The organism is Stutzerimonas decontaminans (assembly GCF_000661915.1).
Classification (GTDB): domain Bacteria; phylum Pseudomonadota; class Gammaproteobacteria; order Pseudomonadales; family Pseudomonadaceae; genus Stutzerimonas; species Stutzerimonas decontaminans.
Window position 1 is genome coordinate 1044307 of the sequence record NZ_CP007509.1, and the last position, 23128, is coordinate 1067434.

Genomic DNA, 23128 nt, shown 5'->3' on the forward strand with positions numbered 1-23128 from the left:
AGAGTGCTCATTGCTTCCGACCAGTTCCGCATCGTTGTCGGCCTCGGCAAGAGCGGCATGTCCTTGGTACGCCATCTGGCGCGCCGTGGCCTGCCGTTTGCCGTTGCCGATACTCGTGCGAACCCGCCGGAGCTGGCCACGCTCAAGGCCGAGTATCCGCACGTGCAGGTGCGCTGCGGTGAGCTGGACGTTGATTTCCTCTGTACCGCCAGCGAATTGCTGGTGAGCCCGGGGCTGGCTGTCAGCACGCCGGCCCTGCAGGAAGCCGCCGCCCGCGGCGTCAAGCTGTCGGGCGATATCGAACTATTCGCCCGAGAGGCCAAGGCACCGATCATCGCGATCACCGGTTCCAATGCCAAGAGCACCGTAACCACGCTGGTCGGCGAGATGGCCGTAGCGGCCGGGCGCAAGGTGGCGGTCGGCGGAAACCTCGGCACTCCCGCGCTGGATCTGCTTTCCGACGATGTCGAGCTTTACGTGCTTGAGCTGTCGAGCTTTCAGCTCGAAACCACCGAGCAGCTCAATGCCGAGGTGGCGACCTGCCTGAACATCAGCGAAGACCACATGGACCGCTACAGCGGGCTGCCGGCCTATCACCAGGCCAAGCACCGCATCTTCCGGGGTGCGCGGCAGGTGGTGGTCAATCGTGACGATCGCCTCAGCCGGCCGCTGGTGGGGGAGGATATACCGACCTGGACCTTTGGCCTCGGCAAGCCGGACTTCAAGGGGTTCGGGCTGTTCGAAGACAAGGGTGAGAAGTATCTGGCCTTCCAGTTCGAGGCGCTGATGCCGGTTCGCGAGCTGAAGATGCGCGGTGCGCACAATCAGTCCAACGCGCTGGCGGCGCTGGCGCTGGGGCACGCAGTAGGGCTGCCGTTCGAGCCGATGCTCGAGACGCTGCGCCGATTCGCCGGGCTGCCGCATCGCTGCCAATGGGTCGGACAGCGCGGCAATGTCAGTTTCTACGATGATTCCAAGGCGACCAATGTCGGCGCTGCGCTGGCCGCGATCGAAGGCCTGGGTGCAGACATCGACGGCAAGCTGGTGCTGATCGCCGGCGGTGACGGCAAGGGTGCCGACTTCTCCGGACTGCGTGCGCCCGTCGCACGTTACTGCCGTGCCGTGGTACTGCTCGGGCGCGATGCGTTGCGTCTGGCCGAGGCGCTGGGCGATGCGACCGCCCTGGTGCACGTGGGCAGTCTGGGCGAGGCCGTGCAGCGCGCCGCCGAATTTGCGGAGGCGGGCGATGCGGTACTGCTCTCGCCGGCGTGCGCCAGCCTGGATATGTTCAAGAATTTCGAAGAGCGCGGTCGCCTGTTTGCCGCTGCGGTGGAGGCGCTCGACTGATGCTCGCTTTCCTGCGACATGCACCTTCGCCTCTATTCGGTCGCCGCGGCCTGGATCTGGATTTTCCGATGCTCGCCGGCTGCCTGGCGCTGCTCGGCCTGGGTCTGGTGATGATTACCTCGGCCTCGTCGGAAGTGGCCGCGGTCAATTCCGGCAACCCTCTGTATCACATGATCCGCCACCTCGTTTACGTGCTGCTGGGCCTTGGCGCCGGTGCAGCGATGTTGCTGGTGCCATTGTCTGTCTGGCAGCGCATGGACTGGATGCTGTTGCTGGCTGCGTTCGGGCTGCTGATTCTGGTGCTGCTGCCGGGCGTCGGCCGGGAAGTGAACGGCTCGATGCGCTGGATTGGTTTCGGGGCGTTCAACGTGCAGCCTTCCGAGCTGGCCAAGGTGTTCGTGGTGATTTACCTCGCCGGGTATCTGGTGCGCCGGCAGGAGGAAGTCCGCGAGAGCATGTGGGGCTTTGCCAAGCCGTTCCTGGTGCTGCTGCCAATGGCCTTCCTGCTGCTGCTGGAACCGGACTTCGGTGCCACTGTAGTGATGATGGGCGCCGCGGTTGCGATGCTGTTTCTCGGCGGTGTGGGGATGATCCGCTTCAGTCTGCTGGTAATCGCGGCGGTCGGCGCTGTGGTGGTGCTGGTGCAGACGCAGGAATATCGTCTGCAGCGCCTGATCACCTTCACCGATCCTTGGGCAGACCAGTACGGGGCCGGCTACCAGCTGACCCAGGCGCTCATTGCCTTCGGGCGTGGCGAGTGGCTTGGTGTTGGCTTGGGCAATAGCGTGCAGAAGCAGTTCTACCTGCCTGAAGCGCATACCGACTTCGTGTTCTCCGTACTGGCCGAAGAACTTGGGATGGTCGGCGCGCTGGCGACCATCGCGCTGTTCGCCTTCGTCGGTGTCCGTGCGTTGTATATCGGCCTGTGGGCGGAAAAGGCCCGGCAGTTCTTCGCCGCTTACGTTGCCTGGGGGCTGGCGTTCCTCTGGTTGGGCCAGTTCCTGATCAACGTCGGGGTGAATGTCGGCCTGCTGCCGACCAAGGGCCTGACGCTGCCGTTCCTCAGCTATGGCGGCAGCTCGTTGGTAGTGACCTGCGCGAGCATGGCGCTGTTGCTGCGCATCGAGTGGGAAAGCCGCACCGTGCTGGGCAGCGAGGACACCGAATTCGACGAGGCCGATTTCGCCGAGCCGCCGACCAAGGAGGCCGCCCATGGCCGCTAATGTCCTGATCATGGCAGGCGGTACCGGCGGCCACGTGTTCCCAGCATTGGCCTGCGCCCGTGAGTTCCAGGCGCGCGGCTATGCCGTGCATTGGCTCGGCACGCCGCGTGGCATCGAGAACGAGCTGGTGCCGGCGGCGGGTCTGCCATTACATCTTATTCAGATCAGCGGGTTGCGCGGCAAGGGCCTCGCATCGCTGATCAAGGCGCCGCTGCAACTGGTCCGCTCGCTGTTCCAGGCTCGCCGCATTATTCGCGAGCTGCGTCCGGTGTGCGTGCTGGGGCTCGGCGGCTACGTCACCGGTCCGGGTGGTCTGGCGGCCAAACTGGCCGGTGTGCCGCTGGTGATTCACGAACAGAACGCCGTCGCCGGCACCGCCAACCGCAGCCTTGCGCCGCTGTCCAGCCGCGTTTGCGAAGCCTTCCCGGATACCTTCAAGGCCAGCGCCAAGCGCCGCACCACGGGCAACCCTGTGCGTGAAGAGCTGTTTCTGGAAACCCCTCGCGACACCCTGATCGGCCGCCGGCCGCGGCTGCTGGTGTTGGGGGGCAGCCTGGGTGCCGAACCGTTGAACAAATTGCTGCCTGCCGCATTGGCGCAGCTGCCGCCGGAACTGCGCCCGGAAGTGTTTCACCAGGCTGGCAAGCAGCACGCCGAACTCACTATGCAGCGCTATGCAGAAGTTGCAGTCGAGGCCGAGGTTGCGCCCTTCATCAAGGACATGGCGCGTGCCTACGCCTGGGCCGATTTGGTCATCTGCCGTGCCGGCGCGCTCACCGTGTGCGAGCTGGCTGCCGCTGGCCTGCCGTCCTTTCTGGTGCCGCTGCCCCATGCGATCGATGACCATCAGACACGCAATGCCGAATATCTGGCGAAGGAGGGCGCCGCCGTCCTTCTGCCGCAAGCCAAGACTGATGCGGCCGCGCTCGCCGCTCAGCTGACCGAGGTAATGATGCAGCCGGAAAAACTCAAGGCCATGGGCGCTACCGCGCGCCGCCTGGCCCGGCCCGACGCCACCCGCAGCGTGGTCGAAATCTGCTTGGAGGTGGCCCATGGCTAAGTCTCCCGCCGCGGTGAAGGCGGAAGTACGCCGCATGCGCCGCATTCGCCGCATCCACTTCGTCGGTATTGGCGGGGTAGGCATGTGCGGCATCGCCGAGGTGTTGCTCAACCTCGGCTACGAGGTGTCCGGCTCGGATCTCAAAGAGTCTGCCAGTACTGACCGCCTGCAGAGCTTTGGTGCGCAGATATTCATCGGCCATCAGGCCGGTAATGTCGCTGGCGCCGACGTGCTGGTAGTGTCCAGCGCGGTCAACTCGGCGAACCCGGAAGTCGCCCTGGCGCTCGAGCAGCGCATCCCGGTCGTGCCGCGTGCGGAGATGCTGGCCGAGCTGATGCGCTATCGCCACGGTATCGCTGTTGCCGGCACCCATGGCAAAACCACCACCACCAGCCTGCTAGCCTCGGTATTTGCCGCCGGTGGGCTCGACCCGACTTTTGTCATCGGCGGCCGTCTCACCGCGGCTGGCACCAACGCCCAGCTCGGTAGCAGCCGTTACCTGATCGCTGAGGCGGACGAGAGCGATGCAAGCTTTCTCCACCTGCAGCCGATGGTGGCGGTGGTGACCAATATCGACGCCGACCACATGAGCACTTACGGTGGCGACTTCGGCAAATTGAAGAAAACCTTCGTCGAGTTCCTGCACAACCTGCCGTTCTATGGCCTGGCGGTGCTGTGCGTCGACGATCCGTTCGTGCGCGAGATCATTCCCCAGATCGGCCGGCCGACCACCACCTACGGTTTCAGCGAAGACGCCGACGTGCGTGCGATCAATGTCCGTCAGGAAGGCATGCGTACCTATTTCACCGTGCTGCGTGACGGCTGCGAGCCGCTCGATGTGTCGGTGAACATGCCTGGCAACCACAACGTCCTCAATGCCCTGGCCACCATCGCCATTGCAACCGATGAGGGTATCGACGACCAGGCCATCGTTCAGGGACTTGCCGAGTTCGCCGGCGTCGGCCGCCGCTTCCAGGTATACGGCGAGCTGCCAGTCGACGATGGCAGCGTGATGTTGGTCGACGACTACGGCCACCACCCGCGCGAAGTCGCTGCCGTGATCAAGGCGGTGCGTGGCGGTTGGCCGGAGCGCCGTCTGGTGATGGTCTATCAGCCTCACCGCTACAGCCGCACCCGCGACCTCTATGACGATTTCGTACAGGTGCTGGGTGAGTCCAATGTGCTGCTGCTGATGGAGGTCTATCCGGCGGGTGAGGAGCCGATCCCTGGCGCCGACAGCCGTCAGCTGTGTCACAGCATCCGCCAGCGCGGCCAGCTGGACCCGATCTACGTCGAGCGAGGCGTTGACCTCGCTCCGCTGGTCAAGCCGCTGCTGCGTGCCGGTGACATTCTGCTTTGCCAAGGTGCCGGCGATATCGGTGGGCTGGCGCCGCAACTGCTGAGAAGCCCGCTGTTTGGTGGCGATGGCTCCACGAGGAAATCCCAATGACGGCCCTGCATTCGACTCGCGACCCGAAGACGTTCGGCCGCGTAGCCGTACTTTTCGGCGGCAAGAGCGCCGAGCGCGAAGTGTCCCTGAAATCCGGCGCGGCGGTTCTCAGCGCGTTGCAGGAGGCCGGTGTGGATGCGTTCGGCATCGATGCCGGCGATGACCTGCTGCAGCGCTTGAGCAACGAACGAATCGATCGCGCCTTCATCGTCCTGCACGGTCGCGGTGGCGAAGATGGCAGCATGCAAGGCCTGTTGGAGTGCGCAGGCATCCCCTATACCGGCAGTGGCATCCTGGCGTCGGCGCTGGCCATGGACAAGCTGCGCACCAAGCAGGTGTGGCAAAGCCTTGGCTTGCCGACGCCGCAGCATGCGGTGCTGGCGACGGAAGCTGATTGCACGGCTGCAGCGGAAACCCTGGGCTTTCCGCTGATCGTCAAACCAGCCCATGAGGGCTCGAGTATCGGCATGGCCAAGGTCGGTGAGCTGGCGGAGCTGATCAACGCTTGGCGTGCCGCCAGTACCTACGATTCACAAGTGCTGGTCGAACAGTGGATACAGGGCCCGGAATTCACCGTCGCGGTGCTGCACGGCCAAGTGTTGCCACCGATTGGTCTGGGCACACCGCACACCTTTTACGACTACGACGCCAAGTACCTGGCGTCCGACACCCAGTACCGCATTCCTTGCGGTCTCGACGCTGCGCGCGAAGAGGAGCTCAAGACGCTTTCTGCGCGTGCCTGCGAAGCGGTCGGTATTCGCGGCTGGGCTCGGGTCGACGTGATGCAGGACGCCAACGGCGAGTTCTGGCTGCTGGAAGTGAACACCGTGCCGGGCATGACCGATCACAGCCTGGTGCCGATGGCGGCACGTGCTGCTGGTCTGGATTTCCAGCAACTGGTGCTGAGCATTCTCGACGACAGCCTCGAGGCGGGGAGCTAGCCATGATCGCCACGCTGCGCCATTCGCAACCCGGGAACGGTCGTGCTTCGCGCAAGCCCGTGCAGCGGGGCGCGAGCCGCCTGGTGCAACCGCAGCCGCTGTCGCAGCGCCTGCCGAAGCCTAGCCTTGCCGGGCTGAAGCGGTTCGTCTGGCCGGTGCTGCTGGTTGGGCTGGTGGTTGGGCTTTACGAGCTGGGTGAACGCCTGCTGCCGTACGCCGATCGGCCGATTGCCAAGGTCAGCGTCCAAGGCGAACTGGGCTATGTCAGTCGTGAGGCGGTCCAGCAGCGCATCGCGCCTTTCGTCGAGCAGAGCTTCTTCAAGGTTGATCTGAACGGCATGCGCCACCAACTCGAACAGATGCCATGGATCGCCCACGTTGAAGTTCGCCGCGTCTGGCCAGACGCGGTGATGGTGCGTCTGGATGAACAATTGCCGATCGCCCGTTGGGGCGGTGAAGCATTGCTTAACAATAAAGGACAGGCTTTCTCGCCGGATGACCTGAGCCGATATGAACACTTGCCACATTTATATGGTCCGAAGCGGGCCCAACAGCGCGTCATGCAGCAATACCAGATGCTCAGCCAGATGCTGCGCCCGCTGGGATTCTCCATTTCCCGTCTCGAACTGCGTGAACGTGGGAGCTGGTTCCTGACCACCAACCAGGGCATCGAATTACTGCTGGGGCGGGACCAAGTTGTAGAAAAAATGCGTCGTTTCACTGCCATTTATCAAAAGGCACTGGAGCAGGAAAGCGAGAAAATCGCACGGATCGATCTGCGCTACGCGAACGGCCTGGCCGTCGCCTGGCATGAGCCGATCCCGACTGCGACGGATACGACCGTCGCTGCGAAGAATTGAGGAATGAAACACATGTCGAGCGTGCAAAGCGGCAAGATGATCGTCGGCCTGGACATCGGCACCTCCAAAGTGGTGGCGCTGGTGGGTGAAGTGACTGCCGACGGCGAGCTGGAAATCGTAGGGATCGGTACCCACCCCTCGCGCGGCTTGAAGAAGGGCGTGGTGGTCAACATCGAGTCCACGGTGCAGTCGATCCAGCGCGCCATCGAAGAAGCTCAGCTGATGGCCGGCTGCCGCATCCATTCGGCCTTCGTTGGTCTGGCCGGCAACCATATTCGTAGCCTGAATTCTCACGGTATCGTCGCGATCCGCGATCGTGAGGTCAGCACTGCAGATCTCGAGCGCGTACTCGATGCCGCGCAGGCGGTGGCGATTCCGGCCGATCAGCGTGTACTGCACACGCTGCCGCAGGACTACGTGATCGACAACCAGGAAGGCGTACGCGAGCCGCTGGGCATGTCCGGGGTGCGCCTGGAGGCTAAGGTCCACGTGGTCACCTGTGCGGTGAATGCAGCGCAGAATGTCGAAAAGTGCGTGCGTCGTTGCGGTCTCGAGGTGGACGACATCATCCTCGAACAACTGGCTTCGGCCCATGCCGTCCTCACCGACGACGAGAAAGAGTTGGGTGTCTGCCTGGTGGACATCGGTGGTGGCACTACCGACATCTGCATCTTCACCGAAGGTGCTATCCGCCATACGGCGGTCATTCCGATCGCGGGCGACCAAGTCACCAACGACATCGCCATGGCCCTGCGCACGCCGACTCAGTATGCCGAAGAGATCAAGATTCGTTATGCTTGCGCGTTGGCCAAGCTGGCTGGCGCGGGCGAGACCATCAAGGTTCCCAGCGTCGGTGATCGCCCGCCGCGCGAACTCTCGCGACAGGCTCTGGCAGAGGTGGTCGAGCCGCGTTACGACGAGCTGTTCACCCTGATTCAGGCGGAACTGCGGCGCAGCGGTTACGAGGATCTGGTCCCGGCCGGGATCGTTCTCACTGGCGGTACAGCGAAGATGGAAGGAGCCATCGACCTGGCCGAGGAAATCTTTCACATGCCGGTGCGCCTTGGCGTGCCGCACGGCGTCAAGGGACTGAGCGACGTAGTACGCAATCCAATCTATTCGACGGGCGTGGGCCTGCTGCTGTACGGACTGCAAAAGCAGGCCGACGGCCTTCCCGTGCCTGGCATCGGCAATTTCGCCGAGGAATCAAAGACGTCTGTTCTGGATCGGCTCAAGGGCTGGATCCAGGGCAATTTTTAAGCAGTGCGCTGTAAAACCAAAACTAGAAAGCTGGAAGGAGAGAGGGAAATGTTCGAACTCGTAGATCATACCCCGCAAAGTGCAGTCATCAAGGTCATCGGTGTCGGTGGCGGTGGCGGCAATGCCGTGAACCACATGGTTCGCAATAACGTCGAAGGCGTCGAATTCATTTGCGCCAATACCGACGCCCAGGCGCTCAAGAAGGTCGAAGCACGTACCGTGCTGCAGCTCGGCTCGGCCATCACCAAAGGCCTTGGCGCCGGCACCAACCCGGACATCGGTCGTCAGGCCGCGATGGAAGACCGTGAACGCATCGCCGAAGTGCTGGAAGGTGCGGACATGGTGTTCATCACCACCGGCATGGGCGGCGGTACCGGTACCGGCGCTGCCCCGATCATCGCTTCGGTCGCCAAGGAAATGGGCATCCTGACCGTCGCAGTGGTCACCCGTCCGTTCCCCTTCGAGGGCCGTCGCCGCATGCAGGTAGCTGATGAAGGCATCCGCGCGCTTTCCGATTGCGTCGATTCCTTGATCACCATTCCCAACGAGAAACTGCTGACCATCCTCGGCAAGGACGCCAGCCTGCTGGCCGCCTTCGCCAAGGCGGATGACGTGCTGGCCGGCGCCGTTCGTGGTATCTCCGACATCATGCAGCGTCCGGGCCTGATGAACGTCGACTTCGCCGACGTCAAGACCGTCATGGGCGAGATGGGCATGGCAATGATGGGCACCGGCTGCGCTACCGGGCCGAACCGTGCGCGCGAGGCGACCGAAGCCGCTATCCGCAACCCGCTGCTGGAAGACGTCAACCTGCAGGGCGCGCGTGGCATTCTGGTCAACATCACGGCTGGTCTGGATCTTTCTCTCGGCGAGTACGCTGCGGTAGGTGAGATCATCGAAGCCTTCGCTTCCGATGAAGCGACCGTCAAGGTCGGCGCCGTCATCGATCCAGATATGGCCGACGAGCTGCACGTCACCGTGGTCGCTACCGGTCTCGGCCCGCGCCATGAAAAACCCGTCAAGGTGGTGGACAATACTGTGCAGACCACTGTTGCCGCTTCTGCCGCACCGGTGCAGCGTCAACAGGAGCATGCGGCCGTCAACTACCGTGATCTGGAGCGCCCGACAGTAATGCGTAACCAGGCCCATGCAGCGGCCACTGCTGCGAAGATGAACCCGCAAGAGGATCTGGATTATTTGGATATTCCTGCGTTTCTGCGTCGTCAGGCCGATTGATTGAAGTTATCAGGAGTATTGTTGTGATTGGTGTTCAGCAAAGTTGGCTTCTGCTATTATCGCCGCCAATTGTTGAAAACAATTCGCAACTAGCGCTATAGCGAAGCAAAAGGCCATGATCAGACAACGCACACTAAAGAACATCATTCGCGCCACTGGCGTCGGCTTGCATTCGGGTGAAAAGGTATATCTCACCCTGAAACCGGCACCGGTGGACACCGGAATCGTGTTCTGTCGTACCGACCTCAATCCACCCGTGGAGATTCCCGCGCGGGCGGAGAACGTTGGCGAGACCACCATGTCCACGACGCTGGTCAACGGTGACGTCAAGGTCGATACAGTGGAGCATCTGCTGTCGGCAATGGCCGGCCTGGGGATCGACAACGCCTACGTCGAACTCTCCGCGTCGGAAGTGCCAATCATGGACGGCAGCGCTGGGCCTTTCGTATTCCTGATTCAATCCGCCGGCCTGCAGGAGCAGGACGCCCACAAGAAGTTCATCCGCATCAAGCGTGAAGTGACGGTCGAGGAGGGTGACAAGCGCGCTACCTTCCTGCCTTTCGACGGCTTCAAGGTGAGCTTCGAGATCGATTTCGATCACCCGGTTTTCAAGGGTCGCACCCAGACTGCCAGTGTGGATTTCTCGAGCACTTCCTTCGTCAAGGAAGTCAGCCGGGCACGTACCTTCGGGTTCATGCGCGACATCGAGTTCCTCCGCTCGCACAACCTGGCGCTCGGCGGCAGTGTTGAAAACGCAATCGTGGTGGACGAAACCAGTGTGCTCAATGAAGACGGCCTGCGTTACGAGGACGAGTTCGTGAAGCACAAGATTCTCGATGCCATTGGTGATCTGTACTTGTTGGGCACTAGCCTGATCGGCGAATTCCGCGGCTATAAATCCGGCCACGCGTTGAACAACCGCTTGCTACGCACCCTGATGGAACAAAAGGATGCGTGGGAACTGGTGACCTTCGATGACCCGCAGACCGCACCGATCTCCTACATGCGTCCGGTGGCAGCCGGCTAAGCTGTACCTCTCTTCCTAAATTTAAGGCCACCCTAGGGTGGCCTTTTTTTATGTTTCGCAAAGCTAACGGGAATGGCGTGCCGGCTGATTCAGCGAGGCGCCGGCAGGTCCTGGGCTAGTTCATGCCGTCCAGCAGGCCAGCCAGATCATCGGCGTGCTCTTCTTCCTGAGCGAGGATGTCCTCGAAGATGCGTCGGGTGGTCGGATCCTTGTCACCGATGTATTGCACGATCTCGCGGTAGCTGTCGATGGCGATACGCTCGGCCACCAGGTTCTCGAAAACCATGTCGCGCAGGCCGTTGCCTTCGGCGTATTGCGCGTGAGCGCGCTCGGTGAGGCCGTCGGGGTTGAAGTCCGGCGCACCACCCAGTTGGACGATGCGCTCTGCCAGCCGATCGGCGTGTTCCTGCTCCTCATTGGCGTGCTCGAGGAACTCGTCCGCGGCAGCGCTGGATTTCAGCCCAGTGGCCATGTAGTAGTGGCGCTTGTAGCGTAGATAGCAAACCAGCTCGGTCGCCAGTGCTTCGTTCAGCAGATTGATCACGACCTCTCGATCGGCCGAGTAGCTCTCGGTGACGGCGCCATTCTCGACATGCTGCCGGGCGCGCTCACGCAGGCTCTGTTTGTCGCTCAGTTGTACATAACTCATCGCCATCTCCTGGTCTGATTCCACCGCAATCGCGGTGCTCACGGTTCGTCAATTGAGATCGGGATGCTGGCGAAAAGTTTAGCCACGACTTCGTCCGGTGGTGCGCGCTCGGGCGCTGGGTCGGAGCGGCCGGGGTCGTCTATCGGCACCGGTTCGAGCGGATCCTCGCGTTTAGGGTTGCCTTCCGGAGGCGGGGGTTGCTGGTTGGTCCTCTGCATACGTCAAACCTCAGCTCAGCGCCCGGAGCAGTTCGTCCTTGCGCATTTTCGAACGCCCATGAATATCCCGTTCGCGGGCCTTTTCCATGAGCTGGTCGCGAGTCATGTCGGCAAGCGCCGTGCTGGTCGACTTCGAGTTGCGTGCCGAACCTTTGTTCGGTGATTGGCCCTTGCGGGCATCAGCTGCGCGGTGGGCTGAGTCCTTGCGCTCAGCCCGCTTGCTGGTCTCGCTCTTGCTTGTGCCCGAGCCCCCTTTGCGTTCGCCGCCGCCGGATTGCTTGTTGACCGTTGCCCAAGCGCGCGCTTCGGCCTCCTCCTCGGGGACGCCACGCTTCTCGTAGCTTTCCTCGATGTGCTCGGCCTTACGCTGTTGTTTATCGGTGTATTTGGTTTTTTCTCCACGAGGCATGGTGGTCTCCTTCACGGGGAGCTTTGAATGCACAGGCCGGACGCACTCGTGCCTGTGCTCGACTGTCAGCGATGCAGTTTGCGCTGGTTTTCCTCGAGCTGATTGCAGGTCAGGAAGCCCTGACCATCCACTCGGCCTGAACCATCGAAGCTGACGTAATAAGGCTGCTGATTGCCATCGCGATTGAGGATGTAGTCGTGGCAGATGCCAGGCACTACCGTGCGAGCCGTGGCTTTCGAGGGTTCGCCGCCGATGGCAAGTACCTGTTCCTGAGACATGCCGGTCTCCACATCGCGTACCAGCGGCTCGTCGCGGAAGGTGATGCGGTCTACCGGGTTCTGCACGTTGCCTGAACAGCCGGCGAGCAGCACAGCAGGGGCGAGGATGTAGATGGCGCGCTTGATCATGGGAGTACCTCGTTTCGTATGGACATTACCTTTATGGCCATGCGGCGCCCGGCAAGGTTCAACGGATGACAACCCGGCAGTATCAGCGGTCATCAGGGGTGACGCGCCAGATCACGTTGCCGACATCGTCCGCCACCAGCAGTGCTCCGCTCTTGTCCACCGCGACGCCAACCGGGCGGCCTAATGCTTCCCCCGCCTCGTTGACGAAGCCGGTCAGCACATCCTCCGCCTGGCCGTCCGGCATGCCATCGCGGAAGGGGATGAAAACCACCTTGTAGCCACTGCGCGGCCTACGGTTCCAGGAGCCGTGCTGGCCAACGAACGCGCCGTAGTAGTAACGCTGTGGCAGCAGTCTGCCTTCGTAGAACGCCAGGCCGAGCGACGCGGTGTGTGCGCCCAGCGCATAGTCTGGGACGATGGCGCGCTCGACCAGATCCGGACGCTGGGGCTGCACCCGCTCATCGACGTGCTGACCGAAGTAGCTGTAGGGCCAGCCGTAGAATCCACCGTCCTGCACCGAGGTCATGTAGTCCGGCACCAGGTCACTGCCAATCTCGTCGCGTTCGTTGACGGTGGTCCACAGAGCGCCGCTGTCCGGCTGCCAAGCGAGGCCGTTGGGGTTGCGCAAGCCCGACGCGAACAGGCGCATGGTTCTGCTCTGTGGGTCGACTTCCAGGATGGCCGCACGGTGCTCTTCGGCCCGCATGCCATTTTCGGCAACGTTGCTGTTAGAGCCGCTGGTGACGTACAGGCGCGTGCCATCCTGAGTGGCGATGACGTTCTTGGTCCAGTGATGGTTGATCGGCCCGGCCGGCAGATCCACAACCTTCTCGCCAGCAGCCGTGATGCGGGTGTCGCCTGGCTCATATGGGAAGCGCAGGAGCGCATCGGTATTGGCTACGTAGAAGTCGCCGCCAACCAGCGCCATGCCGAACGGTGAGTTGAGATTCTCGAGAAAAACGCTCCGCTGCTCCGGCACGCCATCGCCGTCCCCATCACGCAGCAAGGTGATGCGATTGGCGCTGGGGCCGCCGGAGCCCGCGCGGGCCATGATCTTCTTGGCGATCCAGCCGCGCAGGCCCTGGCTCTGCGCTTTGGCCGGTGCATTGCTTTCGGCCACCAGCACATCTCCATTGGGCAGTACGTGAATCCAGCGTGGGTAGTCCAGGTCACTGGCGAAGGCGTCCACGCGCAGCCCTGGTGCTGCTCGCGGTCTTTCATCCGGCGGCCAGCCCTTAGCCCGGGCAATGTGCACTGTTGGCAGGAGCGTTTTGTTTGGTTCCGGCAGCATCGGCGCTGGCCCATAGCCGGATTCCACCGGTAGCTTCGCCGTTTCGCTACACCCGGAAACGGCGAGCAGGCCGAAGCTGAAGCAGAGAACGGGGCGGGCGTTGTGCATGGTTATTTCCTTGCAGGGTCGGTCGTCTGCCGCTCCTGGCGACGTCTGCGCGCGGCGCGCAGTGCCGTATGGCGCTCCAGACGGGGCATCAGTACGAAGATGGCCAGTGCCAGCAGGGTACTCAGCACGGCCGTCGCCTCATGGCCGAGGCCGACTGCCACACCGATTGCTGCCGTTAGCCAGATGCCGGCGGCCGTGGTAAGCCCCTTCACGTCTTCGGCACTGTTGCCCTTGAGGATAGTCCCGGCGCCGAGAAATCCGATTCCGGTGACGAGCCCTTGGATCACTCGAGAGATGTCTTCCGGCGTCATGCCTGCCTGTACCGGTACCAGCACGAACAGCGCAGCGCCGAGGGCGACCAGCATATGGGTGCGCAGGCCGGCGGCCTTGCGTTTGCGTTCGCGCTCGTAGCCGAGCAGCCCGCCGAGAATGGATGCGATCAAAAGGCGGCTGCCAACCCGGGTCGCATCTTCCAGATCGGTGATATCGGAAAATTCCGAGGCGACAGTGCTGGAAATGATCGCCCACCATTCCATGTTCTTCTCCAGGCTGGGACCGGTTCTGATATGGAGTCGCGGGGACGGCCGGGGTTCGCTAGTCGGTAACGCGGAAGCGCAGCATGCCGATCATCTGTCCTGCCTCGGTGACAACGCGTACGCGCCAGCGTCCAGAGGGTTCTGCCGGAAAATTGCGCTTGTGGGTCCAGGCACGGTAGCCGGCTTCGCGCCCGCCGCTGATGTCCAGCGCGATTCGATCGACGCGACGGCCGTTGTGAGTCCATTCATGATAGATACGCTCCTTCAGACCACGCGGCGCATTGATCGCGGTGTAGGCATACAGGCCGTTGGCCTGCAGCTCGGCGCTGCTCAGCTGTTGCAGGCCCTTGCCGGGTTTGCGTTGACGATCATCGAGGCTCATGGTTACTGCGACATCGGTGAGCCAGAGTGTCGCTGGTGGCACCCAGGTTCGTCCTAGCCAGCCTGCGGCACCCAGTGCGACAGCCAGGGTGACGATGCCTGGCACGGTGCGCCAGCTCCAGCGCGGAAACAATCCGCTGAGGCTCGGCAGTGCGAGCACGACCGCCACTACCAAGGCCAACTGGTAGCTCTGCGGAGTGGAGAGGTGAAAGATGATCGGCAGTGCGGTCAATAGCACGGCGAACAGTGTCAGCGCGTGAAAGCCGAGATAGACCCAGCGTCGCGGCGCCAGCCAGCGGTAGTACAACGGATCGATCAGCGACACCAGTGCCGCGACGCCGAGCAGCCCGGTGAACAACGCCTGCCCGCTGTTCCAAGTGGTGGTAATGGCGAAGAACGGGATGATGAAGAACAGGCTTTCCTGATGCACCATCTGCGTCGCATAGCGCAGCAGGGGTGGCGGTATCTGCCAGCCGAAAGAGCGTTGCAGCACGCGGCGCAGGCTGGATTCGAGTACCAGCCATAGCCAGCTGACCAGCATCACCAGCGCGACCACTTTGGCCAGGCCCGCATGGCGCTCCACCAGGACAAAACTGGCTACCCCAGATACGAACCCGAACAGCGCAACCGTACCTGGATAGCGCCGAATCAGGCGGCTGGCCAGGTCGAACAGGCGTGATAACAACGGCTTGAGTTGCATGATGGTTCGGATCCGGATACGGCGTGCTTGCCAGAAGTATCGAGCACAGGCGGGCAGGTGCAAGCGCGCAGTCTCTGCCCCTGCGCTGCCGAGGGCGGATGGTACAGCGGGCGCCCCCTGATGGTGTGGCAAGGCGCCCCGGTTTGGCGTATTTCGCGGAGCGATCAGTCGCTCGCTTCGATCGCCTGCTGTACCGCCTCGGGCTGCTCTGGCATCGCCGATGAGTGGTGACTGGTGATCAGCCATTGCTTGGCATCATCGAACCACTTGTACGTAAAGGTATAGCGCGCCGGGACGGTGCTTCCGTCGCCCAGCTTGAAGCTGTACAGGCCGGTATCGAATGCGCTGTTGCAATCGAGCATGATCATCCGCGAGACGATTTCACCCTTTGGTTTCAGCGCCAGAAAATGTTCGAAGTAGTCCAGCTTGGCTTCCGCTGTCTGCCTTGGGGTGTTCGACACCGTCGGCAGCAGCATCGAATCAGGCGCATAGTTTTCCACGACCCGTTGCGGGTCGCCTGATTCCACATCCGCGGCCCACCGCTCGAACAAGGCAGCGATCTGAGCTTCGTCGGTGCTCTGGCAAGCCTGGTTGTCTGCCAGTGCAGCGAACGGGGTGAGGGAAAGTAGCAGGGGGAGGGTGTATTTCATTGATTCACTCGTAGCCGATTGGACGATTTGCGGACTGCGCCGCAGCGGTACTGCACGTCGTGGGTACGTCGCGCAGGCTTGTGACCGTCTGGTCCTGCTGTCATTCCGGCCAGCCGTCGATCAATCGCGGAGAGTGGACTCAATTGCTTCGCGGACGTCGGTATAGGACTTGGCTGCCTCCGGCGTCAGGCGGATCTGGGGCAACCCGACCGTCTCGCATAGCCGGTCCATGAAATCTTGCTCGGTGTCTGGATCATCCAGATTGACGACGCACACCGGAGTCAGCTCTCGCTTGTCGCACAGCACGAAATCAAAGCGCAGCGCGACGATGCGATTGTGCGCCTGATACCAGTAGGCGCGGCGGGGGACAGCGGTGATCTCGACGATCTCCGCGACGCTCACCTTCGGCAGGATGAGGTACTGCTCGCCAACCGTACGCTGCAGCATCTCCAGCAGCTCATGCTCTGCAGGGGAGAACAGCGGGGCCTTGAGGCTATAGGGATATTGCAGGGCCGGATGATTGAGCTGGCGGTTCTTGATGAAGAACACCAGCACGAAGCAGACGAACGCCACCAATGTCAGGGCGAGCCAACTCATGAGCAATCCCCCCGACGCAATGGCGTTATGCGACGCCGTTTGAACCGACTCATCATGGCTAGCCCCATGGCGAACAGATCTAACCCTGTGAGTCCGCCGTGCTGGATTCGTTCGCACGCTTATCCACCACAACTGTGAGTCGTCCTGTGGGTAAATGCTGTAACGCTTGTTGCGGACGCCGGGGCACTAGGCGTTGAGAGGTCTGGTCAAATTTTGTTCGTTTTGCCGTTTGCACCACCTTAACGATCCTTAGGGCGGAGGAATTGATCGAGGTTGGCCAGTACAAGATATTTATCCACGATAGCTGTGGATTCAGGTGTGGATAACATGGGGACGCACCGCTGTGGGCGTTGCGATGCGACGCCTGCAGCGATGTGCTTGAATTTTGATCAGGCTGGATGGCGCGTTATCGCGGTGCGGTTTTTGCCCAGCGGCTGTGGGCGGGTGGTTGCCAGGCATCGAGTAACTGAATGAGCGCCTGCGGCTGGTCGCTGCGCTGCAACATCTGGCGATGCTGAGGTCGTACGAAGCCTTCCTCGACCAGATGGTCGAGGAAATGGCTGAGCTTGCTGTAAAAGTGATTGATATCCAGCAACCCGAGGGGCTTGGGGTGGTAGCCGAGCTGCCCCCAAGTCCAGACTTCGAACAGCTCCTCCAGCGTCCCCAGCCCGCCAGGCAGGGCGATGAAGGCATCCGCCAACTCCGCCATCCGTGCCTTGCGTGCATGCATCCCGTCGACCACCTCCAGGCGAGTCAGGCCGGTATGGCCAACCTCGGCGTCTTTCAGGCTCTGCGGGATAATGCCGACGACCTCGCCACCAGCCGCCATGGTGGCGTCTGCCACCACGCCCATCAGGCCTACGGCTCCGCCGCCGTAAATCAGACGAATGCCGTTCGCTGCCAGTGTGCGGCCGAGCTCTGTGGCTGCTTGTTCGTAGACGGGGTTGGCGCCGCGGCTAGCGCCGCAAAAAACGCAAATGGAACGCAGGGACATCGTTTACTCCGCTCGTTGGGCTCGCGGCAGAGTACGCCGCCAGGCGTTAGTGGCCAAGCGCGACGGTGTCTCCGCCGTTCATTCAATACGTCCACTGGTGGCACAGGCGTAGTTGGCCAACAAGCGTTCGAACAGGCTGAGGCTGGACATGGAGGTCTCCTGGTAAGTGATGGGCACATGCTACGGCCAGCCAGGTGGCGAATCGCTTTGATTGTTGACATTGCCGCGATAGCACGCAGCTATTCCGCGGCTAACCTTATCCCCGAGAACTGTGCGCGCTTCTGTGGATAACCTTGGGAGCAACCGCTGCAAGCGAAGCGCTATGTGCCTTTCCGACGCCTGTGTATTTTTTGTACAGAGCGCCCGCTTGGACGCGAAGCCTCACCGTAGAGGGGTTTGCAAGCGTTCAGCGGATCAGATAGCGCACAAGAGTTCTTGGCCGATGCACAGGCGTTATCCACCACGGCTGTGGAAAACTCTGTGGGTTGTTTGGGTACATGCCGCTGCGCGCCGCTGATCGTGTGCCCGCTACAGAACTGGTTGAAAATCGCTCACGGCAGCTACGTCTATCCCTCCTGTGCCTCATCCCTTGCTCTTATGCCCAAGCATTCATTTCTGGCCGATTGCTTGTGACGCGTTTGCGCGTGGCCGACACTCGTTGTTCTGAGTTCATCCAATAAAAACTGCTGAGGGAAATCCGCATGACTGATGCCATCCGCTTCGAAGACAAGGTAGTGATCGTGACCGGGGCTGGCGGTGGGCTCGGCCGGGCCCATGCACTGTTATTCGCTCGTCACGGTGCGAAGGTCGTGGTCAACGACCTGGGCGGAAGTACGCAGGGTGAGGGCGCCAACAGCTCCGCAGCCGATCTCGTGGTCGAGGAAATCCGGCAGGCGGGCGGCACTGCCATCGCCAATCATGATTCGGTCACCGACGGCGATCGCATCGTGCAGCAGGCTCTGGATACCTACGGTCGCATTGACGTGGTGGTCAACAACGCCGGCATTCTGCGCGACAAGACCTTCCACAAGATGGACGACGCCGACTGGGATCTGGTCTATCGCGTGCATGTCGAAGGCGCATACAAGGTCACCCGAGCGGCCTGGCCGCACATGCGCGAGCAGAACTATGGGCGGGTGATCTTCACCGCGTCGACCTCCGGCATCTATGGCAACTTCGGCCAGTCAAACTACGGCATGGCCAAGCTCGGGCTGTATGGGCTGACCCGCACGCTGGCGCTGGAAGGGCGCAAGAACAACGTGTTGGTCAACGCCATCGCACCTACCGGTGGCACGCGGATGACCGAGGGGTTGATCCCGCCGCAGGTGTTCGAGCAGCTCAAGCCTGAACTGGTCAGCCCGCTGGTGGTTTATCTGGCCAGTGAGCAGTGTCATGAAACCTCCGGCCTGTTCGAAGTGGGCGGCGGTTGGATGGGCAAGGTGCGCTGGGAGCGTAGCCTTGGCGTGGGCTTCGACCCTAAGACCGGTTTCGATGCCGAGGACGTGGCGGCACAGTGGCAGCAAATCTGCAATTTCGAGAACGCTGCGCATCCGGCCGACAACATGGAAGCGTTGAAGGAAATGATGGCCAACCTGCAAAAGCATGCAGGCTGATCGCTAGACGTCCAGATCGCGCTACCCGCATTTCTGGTAGCGCGCTCAGGCCGGGGCCGCGCTTGGCGCAGTACGCAGCAGGCGCAGCGCTTTCTCGCGCGCCTGGCTCAGATCACGCACATACAGCAGGTGGCCTTGCAGCCGGTGGATGCCCGCCCGGCGCAGCTTCAACCGCACGTGAGCATTGCTGCCGCTCAGGATGAGGGTCACACCCAGTCGGCGGTAATCCACCAGCACGTTCTCCAGCGCTGCCAGCGCCGTCATGTCCAGCATTGGCACCGCGCTGATGTCGACGATCACCACCTTGACTTCAGGATTGAAGCGCCGCAGCGCGCCTAAGGCCTTTTCTGCTGCGCCGAAGAACAGCGGGCCGCGGATCGCGTAGGTCGCGACATGCTCGGGCATGTCCTGCAGCAGCCGCCGCTGGTCACGCGACAGCGCTGTGGTGTCGGTCAGCTCGCTCATGCGCTTGATGAACAGCCCGGCCGCGAGCAACAGCCCTACGCCGACCGCCAGCACCATGTCGAACAGCACGGTAAGGATCAGGCAGGTCAGCAGCACCAGCACGTCGCTGCGCGGCGCGATGCGCAGCACGTGCATTACGTGCGGCGCTTCACTCATGTTCCAGGCGACTATCACCAGCAGCGCCGCCAGTGCCGCCATCGGCAGATAGCTGAACAGCGGCGCCAGCCAGAGAATCGCTACCAGAACCACGCCCGCGTGAATAATCGAGGCCAGCGGCGAGAAGGCGCCAGCACGGACGTTGGTCGCACTGCGGGCAATGGCAGCGGTTGCGGTGATGCCGCCGAACAATGGCGCGACCAGATTCCCGAGGCCCTGGCCGATCAGCTCGCCATTGGGTTCATGGTTGCTGCCGGTCATGCCATCGGCAACGACCGCGCATAGCAGCGATTCGATGGCGCCGAGCATGGCGATGGCGAACGCCGGGGCGAGCAGTTGGCGGAACAGCTCGTAGCTCAGCTGCAACGGCTGGCCGTCGGGGCCTGGCAGAAGCCACGGCCAGGCGAAGTCCGGGAGGAACGGTGGTATGCCCGGATGCGTGATCCCGTCCAGCGTGTAACTGAAACGTTCGCCCAGTGTCGCCACGGGCAATCCGGACGATTCCAGCAGCAAACCTGCCAGGGCACCAACGGTCAACGCCACCAGATGTCCAGGTACTTTCGGTACCCAACGTGGCCAGATGATGAGCACCGCCAGGCAAATCGCCGCCACCACGGCGTCGCCAAGGTGCGCACCCGGCATAGAGCGCAGCAAGAGGCCGACCTGCTCGACATAGTGTTGTGGCTGTTCTGACAGGGTGAGGCCGAACAGGTCCTTGATCTGCAGTGTGGCAATGACGATGCCGATGCCGGCGGTAAAGCCGAGCGTGACGGGGTAGGGGATGTAGGCGATCAGGCGTCCGGCGCGCAGCAGGCCAAGCGTGATCAGGATGACGCCGGCGAGCATGGTGCACAGCAGTAGCCCGCCAAGGCCGAACTGCTGGGTAATAGGCAGCAGGATCACCACGAAGGCCGCAGTCGGTCCGGAAACGTTGAAGCGAGATCCCCCGGTGAGTGCGATCAGCGGCGCAGCCACCAGCACTGTGTAGAGACCGTGCTGTGGCGCCACGCCGACGGCAATAGCCAGGGCCATGGCCAGCGGTATGGCAATGATGCCTACCGTCAACCCTGCGCTGATGTCACCGCGCAGTGCGCGGGCCCCATACCCCAGGCGCAGGGCCTGGCGCCATGCGGAAAACAGAGGGGGAAGCTGCATGCCGGGACGCTCCTTGTACGCGAAGGCGCCATTATAGGCGCGGGGCACTTTTGTTATTTGTGTCGAACAATCGCCGGTATGGCCGCATGGCGATGTACGACCTTGGTCGCAAGCTGCCCAGGCGCGTTGAGTGAGCCGCCTGCGAGGAGTAAACTGCCGCCCCCGTGAGACCCCGTGGACCGGAGGCGGCATGCGTAAAGACAAGAAGCAGGTGATTGGCGACGAGATCGCAGATGAGTCGATCAAGCTGTTTCTTCAGCCGGAGCCGGCTGACGATACTCCCCCTTCGCTGCACAAGCTGATCAAGGCCTATCGAGGTCTGCGCATCGATGATTTCGAACGCTTTCTCGGCTTCTTCGTGGCTGCTGGCTACGACCTCGGAGCCAGGGACAGCAAGGGCCAGGACTTCATTGATCTGGTCGCGGACCAGCGTCATGCCCGACCCTACATCGAACTGATCGAGGCCATGCGCGGCTGAACCGAGCGCCGTCGTTTCGTATCGAATGCACCGGTCACAGCTGCGGCGCAGGTGTTACGAACCCGCGTCGCGAAGGGCAGGCCTGGCAACATGATTCGCAATCGTTTTCCTCGCAGCGTCCACCGTCGAGCACTGGGCCAAGCCCGCTCCGGACGGATCGCAGCGAGAGGAAGGAGGCCAAAAGCCGACCTTTCGACAGCTGGCAGACTGCCTCGGTGGTCTGTTCTCGGGCACATGTTCCCGAGCAGCGATACAGGCACATGCTCCGTTCCTGATCGTCTGGCTGGTGGGTTTTACGGGGCCGCGTACTGCGGTCTCGACAGTTTAATGCTGTGATTCTGGAGAACGCGTTGATGACGCAACACGATAGCGAAGCAGTGGATATGGTGCTGGTGGGAGCCGGCATCATGAGTGCGACCCTGGCGGTACTGCTCAAGGAACTCGATCCCAATATCAAGCTGGAAATCGTCGAGCTGCAGGAATCCGGAGCCATCGAAAGCTCCAACCCGTGGAACAACGCCGGTACCGGCCACGCCGGGCTTTGCGAGCTGAACTACACCCCGGACAGCAAAGATGGCGCGATCGACATCAAGAAAGCCGTGCTGATCAACACCCAGTTCGAGGTTTCCAAGCAGTTCTGGGCCTATCTCGCCGACCGCGAAGGCTTCGGCTCTCCCCGCGATTTCATCAATGCCGTACCGCACCTGAGCTTCGTGCGCGGCAGCAAGAACATCGACTACCTCAAGCGCCGCTTCGATGCCTTGAAGACCCATCACGCCTTCGCCGACATGGAATACAGTGAGGATCGTGCAACCCTTGGCGAGTGGATGCCGCTGATGATGCCGGGCCGCGCTGCCGACGAGCCGATCGCCGCAACCCGCGCCATGAACGGTACCGACGTCAACTTCGGTGCGGTCACCAGCCAGCTGCTCGGTTATCTGGCGCGCAGTGGTGGCGTCAAGGTTTCCTACAACCAGAAGGTCACCGGTCTCGACCGTACGGCCAGCGGCTGGAAGGTCGATATCAAGAACACCCGCACTGGCGAATCGCGCCAGGTGCAGTCCCGCTTCGTCTTTCTCGGCGCCGGTGGCGCTGCGTTGCCGCTGCTGCAGATGTCCGGTATCGAGGAAGGCAAGGGCTTCGGCGGCTTCCCGGTCAGCGGCCAGTGGCTGCGCTGCGACAACCCGGAAATCGTCAAGCAGCACCAGGCCAAGGTCTACAGCCTGGCCGCGGTCGGCGCTCCGCCGATGTCGGTGCCGCACCTGGATACCCGCGTCGTCGACGGCAAGAAGTCCCTGCTGTTCGGACCTTATGCAGGCTTTACCACCAAGTTCCTCAAGCGCGGTTCGTTCATGGATCTGCCGCTGTCGATTCGCCCGAGCAATATCGGCCCGATGATGGCGGTAGCGCGCGACAACATGGATCTGACTCGCTACCTGATCAAGGAAGTGATGCAGTCCATGGAGGATCGCCTGGAAACCCTGCGTGGTTTCTATCCGGAGGCGAAAGCCGAGGACTGGCGTCTGGAGATCGCCGGCCAGCGCGTACAGATCATCAAGAAAGACCCGAAGAAGGGCGGCATTCTGCAGTTCGGTACCGAGCTTGTCGCAGCAAAGGACGGCACCATCGCCGCGCTGCTCGGCGCTTCGCCGGGCGCTTCGGTGACGGTCTCGATCATGCTCGATCTGCTCGAGCGCTGCTTCCCTGAGCAGTACCGTTCCCAGGCCTGGTCGAGCAAGCTGCAGGAGATGTTCCCTGCTCGTGAAACCACGCTGCAGAACGATGCGGCGGCCTATCGGGAAGTCAGCCAGATGGCCGACAAGCGCCTGGGCCTGGAGTACTGAGCCAAGCTGCCAGTCGCCGGTCGAACGAGGAAGCCCCGTCCGAAAGTACGGGGCTTTTTTCTGCCTACGGGTT

At 62.2% G+C, this 23128-nt stretch carries 22 protein-coding genes; 12 read left to right on the forward strand and 10 right to left on the reverse strand.

Annotated features, from left to right (window positions below):
• The first annotated feature begins 3 nt into the window (after positions 1-3).
• The 9 genes from murD (at position 4) to lpxC (ending at position 10404) form a co-directional block, all read left to right on the forward strand.
• Complete coding sequence (gene murD / locus UIB01_RS04805) at positions 4-1347, forward strand: UDP-N-acetylmuramoyl-L-alanine--D-glutamate ligase (protein ID WP_038657384.1); 1344 nt, start codon at positions 4-6, stop codon at positions 1345-1347.
• Positions 1347-2570 carry a putative lipid II flippase FtsW gene (gene ftsW, locus UIB01_RS04810; protein WP_038657386.1) on the forward strand — a complete coding sequence of 408 codons (1224 nt, stop codon included), beginning with the start codon at positions 1347-1349 and terminating at the stop codon, positions 2568-2570. The genes murD and ftsW overlap by 1 nt, the downstream gene beginning before the upstream one ends.
• Positions 2560-3630, forward strand: coding sequence for an undecaprenyldiphospho-muramoylpentapeptide beta-N-acetylglucosaminyltransferase (gene murG / locus UIB01_RS04815; RefSeq protein WP_038657388.1), 1071 nt, complete (start codon positions 2560-2562; stop codon positions 3628-3630). The genes ftsW and murG overlap by 11 nt, the downstream gene beginning before the upstream one ends.
• Complete coding sequence (murC, locus tag UIB01_RS04820; protein ID WP_051605039.1) at positions 3623-5080, forward strand: UDP-N-acetylmuramate--L-alanine ligase; 1458 nt, start codon at positions 3623-3625, stop codon at positions 5078-5080. Before murG ends, murC begins: the two co-directional genes overlap by 8 nt.
• Positions 5077-6021 (forward strand): D-alanine--D-alanine ligase, encoded by a 945-nt coding sequence (locus UIB01_RS04825; RefSeq protein ID WP_038657390.1) that lies wholly within the window; start codon positions 5077-5079, stop codon positions 6019-6021. Before murC ends, UIB01_RS04825 begins: the two co-directional genes overlap by 4 nt.
• 2 nt (positions 6022-6023) lie before the next feature.
• Positions 6024-6881, forward strand: coding sequence for a cell division protein FtsQ/DivIB (locus tag UIB01_RS04830; protein WP_038657392.1), 858 nt, complete (start codon positions 6024-6026; stop codon positions 6879-6881).
• A gap of 12 nt (positions 6882-6893) precedes the next feature.
• On the forward strand, positions 6894-8141 hold the full coding sequence (gene ftsA, locus UIB01_RS04835) for a cell division protein FtsA (RefSeq protein WP_038657394.1): 1248 nt from the start codon (positions 6894-6896) through the stop codon (positions 8139-8141).
• 48 nt (positions 8142-8189) lie between these two features.
• On the forward strand, positions 8190-9377 hold the full coding sequence (gene ftsZ / locus UIB01_RS04840; RefSeq protein WP_038657396.1) for a cell division protein FtsZ: 1188 nt from the start codon (positions 8190-8192) through the stop codon (positions 9375-9377).
• Positions 9378-9492: 115 nt separating this feature from the next.
• Positions 9493-10404, forward strand: a complete 912-nt coding sequence (lpxC, locus tag UIB01_RS04845) for a UDP-3-O-acyl-N-acetylglucosamine deacetylase (RefSeq protein WP_003302766.1) — start codon at positions 9493-9495, stop codon at positions 10402-10404.
• Positions 10405-10519: 115 nt separating this feature from the next.
• Here lpxC and UIB01_RS04850 read toward each other — a convergent pair whose 3' ends face one another.
• From UIB01_RS04850 to UIB01_RS04890, 9 genes are all read right to left on the reverse strand, one after another.
• Positions 10520-11053, reverse strand: a complete 534-nt coding sequence (locus UIB01_RS04850; protein WP_014821332.1) for a ferritin-like domain-containing protein — start codon at positions 11051-11053, stop codon at positions 10520-10522.
• Between the two features lie 228 nt (positions 11054-11281).
• Entirely contained in the window at positions 11282-11680 is a 399-nt protein-coding gene (locus tag UIB01_RS04855) for a Rho termination factor N-terminal domain-containing protein (RefSeq protein WP_038657400.1), read from the reverse strand.
• A 65-nt stretch (positions 11681-11745) separates the two neighbouring features.
• Positions 11746-12087 carry an osmotically-inducible lipoprotein OsmE gene (osmE, locus tag UIB01_RS04860; protein ID WP_038657402.1) on the reverse strand — a complete coding sequence of 114 codons (342 nt, stop codon included), beginning with the start codon at positions 12085-12087 and terminating at the stop codon, positions 11746-11748.
• 82 nt (positions 12088-12169) lie between these two features.
• Positions 12170-13486: a PQQ-dependent sugar dehydrogenase gene (locus UIB01_RS04865; RefSeq protein WP_038657404.1), complete on the reverse strand. Its 1317-nt coding sequence runs from the start codon at positions 13484-13486 to the stop codon at positions 12170-12172.
• 2 nt (positions 13487-13488) lie between these two features.
• Positions 13489-14022: an MgtC/SapB family protein gene (locus tag UIB01_RS04870; protein ID WP_038657406.1), complete on the reverse strand. Its 534-nt coding sequence runs from the start codon at positions 14020-14022 to the stop codon at positions 13489-13491.
• 58 nt (positions 14023-14080) lie between these two features.
• Entirely contained in the window at positions 14081-15103 is a 1023-nt protein-coding gene (locus tag UIB01_RS04875; protein WP_038657408.1) for a DUF5924 family protein, read from the reverse strand.
• A gap of 164 nt (positions 15104-15267) precedes the next feature.
• Positions 15268-15753, reverse strand: coding sequence for an SgcJ/EcaC family oxidoreductase (locus UIB01_RS04880; RefSeq protein WP_038657410.1), 486 nt, complete (start codon positions 15751-15753; stop codon positions 15268-15270).
• 120 nt (positions 15754-15873) lie between these two features.
• On the reverse strand, positions 15874-16350 hold the full coding sequence (locus UIB01_RS04885) for a DUF2726 domain-containing protein (protein ID WP_038657412.1): 477 nt from the start codon (positions 16348-16350) through the stop codon (positions 15874-15876).
• Positions 16351-16756: 406 nt separating this feature from the next.
• Entirely contained in the window at positions 16757-17344 is a 588-nt protein-coding gene (locus UIB01_RS04890; protein WP_038657414.1) for a cytokinin riboside 5'-monophosphate phosphoribohydrolase, read from the reverse strand.
• 701 nt (positions 17345-18045) lie between these two features.
• Here UIB01_RS04890 and UIB01_RS04895 point away from each other — a divergent pair.
• Positions 18046-18957, forward strand: coding sequence for an SDR family oxidoreductase (locus tag UIB01_RS04895; RefSeq protein WP_038657416.1), 912 nt, complete (start codon positions 18046-18048; stop codon positions 18955-18957).
• Between the two features lie 45 nt (positions 18958-19002).
• Here the strand turns inward: UIB01_RS04895 and dauA are convergent, their stop codons facing one another.
• Positions 19003-20733: a C4-dicarboxylic acid transporter DauA gene (dauA, locus tag UIB01_RS04900; RefSeq protein WP_038657418.1), complete on the reverse strand. Its 1731-nt coding sequence runs from the start codon at positions 20731-20733 to the stop codon at positions 19003-19005.
• Between the two features lie 190 nt (positions 20734-20923).
• Here dauA and UIB01_RS04905 point away from each other — a divergent pair, with 190 nt between their 5' ends.
• Together UIB01_RS04905 and mqo are read left to right on the forward strand one after the other, a co-directional pair.
• Positions 20924-21211 carry a PA4642 family protein gene (locus UIB01_RS04905; protein ID WP_038657420.1) on the forward strand — a complete coding sequence of 96 codons (288 nt, stop codon included), beginning with the start codon at positions 20924-20926 and terminating at the stop codon, positions 21209-21211.
• A gap of 332 nt (positions 21212-21543) precedes the next feature.
• Positions 21544-23055 carry a malate dehydrogenase (quinone) gene (gene mqo / locus UIB01_RS04910; protein ID WP_080695052.1) on the forward strand — a complete coding sequence of 504 codons (1512 nt, stop codon included), beginning with the start codon at positions 21544-21546 and terminating at the stop codon, positions 23053-23055.
• The last annotated feature ends 73 nt before the right edge of the window (positions 23056-23128 follow it).

Bases quoted from the DNA above. Each gene is read 5' to 3' on its own strand.
- murC (WP_051605039.1), top strand. From the start codon at position 3,623: ATGGCTAAGTCTCCCGCCGCGGTGAAGGCGGAAGTACGCCGCATGCGC.
- UIB01_RS04885 (WP_038657412.1), bottom strand. From the start codon at position 16,350: ATGAGTTGGCTCGCCCTGACATTGGTGGCGTTCGTCTGCTTCGTGCTG.
- UIB01_RS04855 (WP_038657400.1), bottom strand. From the start codon at position 11,680: ATGCCTCGTGGAGAAAAAACCAAATACACCGATAAACAACAGCGTAAG.
- UIB01_RS04825 (WP_038657390.1), top strand. From the start codon at position 5,077: ATGACGGCCCTGCATTCGACTCGCGACCCGAAGACGTTCGGCCGCGTA.
- ftsW (WP_038657386.1), top strand. From the start codon at position 1,347: ATGCTCGCTTTCCTGCGACATGCACCTTCGCCTCTATTCGGTCGCCGC.
- dauA (WP_038657418.1), bottom strand. From the start codon at position 20,733: ATGCAGCTTCCCCCTCTGTTTTCCGCATGGCGCCAGGCCCTGCGCCTG.
- UIB01_RS04905 (WP_038657420.1), top strand. From the start codon at position 20,924: ATGCGTAAAGACAAGAAGCAGGTGATTGGCGACGAGATCGCAGATGAG.
- UIB01_RS04895 (WP_038657416.1), top strand. From the start codon at position 18,046: ATGACTGATGCCATCCGCTTCGAAGACAAGGTAGTGATCGTGACCGGG.
- UIB01_RS04880 (WP_038657410.1), bottom strand. From the start codon at position 15,753: ATGAAATACACCCTCCCCCTGCTACTTTCCCTCACCCCGTTCGCTGCA.
- lpxC (WP_003302766.1), top strand. From the start codon at position 9,493: ATGATCAGACAACGCACACTAAAGAACATCATTCGCGCCACTGGCGTC.
- murG (WP_038657388.1), top strand. From the start codon at position 2,560: ATGGCCGCTAATGTCCTGATCATGGCAGGCGGTACCGGCGGCCACGTG.
- UIB01_RS04865 (WP_038657404.1), bottom strand. From the start codon at position 13,486: ATGCACAACGCCCGCCCCGTTCTCTGCTTCAGCTTCGGCCTGCTCGCC.
- UIB01_RS04850 (WP_014821332.1), bottom strand. From the start codon at position 11,053: ATGAGTTATGTACAACTGAGCGACAAACAGAGCCTGCGTGAGCGCGCC.
- ftsZ (WP_038657396.1), top strand. From the start codon at position 8,190: ATGTTCGAACTCGTAGATCATACCCCGCAAAGTGCAGTCATCAAGGTC.
- UIB01_RS04890 (WP_038657414.1), bottom strand. From the start codon at position 17,344: ATGTCCCTGCGTTCCATTTGCGTTTTTTGCGGCGCTAGCCGCGGCGCC.
- UIB01_RS04875 (WP_038657408.1), bottom strand. From the start codon at position 15,103: ATGCAACTCAAGCCGTTGTTATCACGCCTGTTCGACCTGGCCAGCCGC.
- UIB01_RS04830 (WP_038657392.1), top strand. From the start codon at position 6,024: ATGATCGCCACGCTGCGCCATTCGCAACCCGGGAACGGTCGTGCTTCG.
- UIB01_RS04870 (WP_038657406.1), bottom strand. From the start codon at position 14,022: ATGGAATGGTGGGCGATCATTTCCAGCACTGTCGCCTCGGAATTTTCC.
- ftsA (WP_038657394.1), top strand. From the start codon at position 6,894: ATGTCGAGCGTGCAAAGCGGCAAGATGATCGTCGGCCTGGACATCGGC.
- osmE (WP_038657402.1), bottom strand. From the start codon at position 12,087: ATGATCAAGCGCGCCATCTACATCCTCGCCCCTGCTGTGCTGCTCGCC.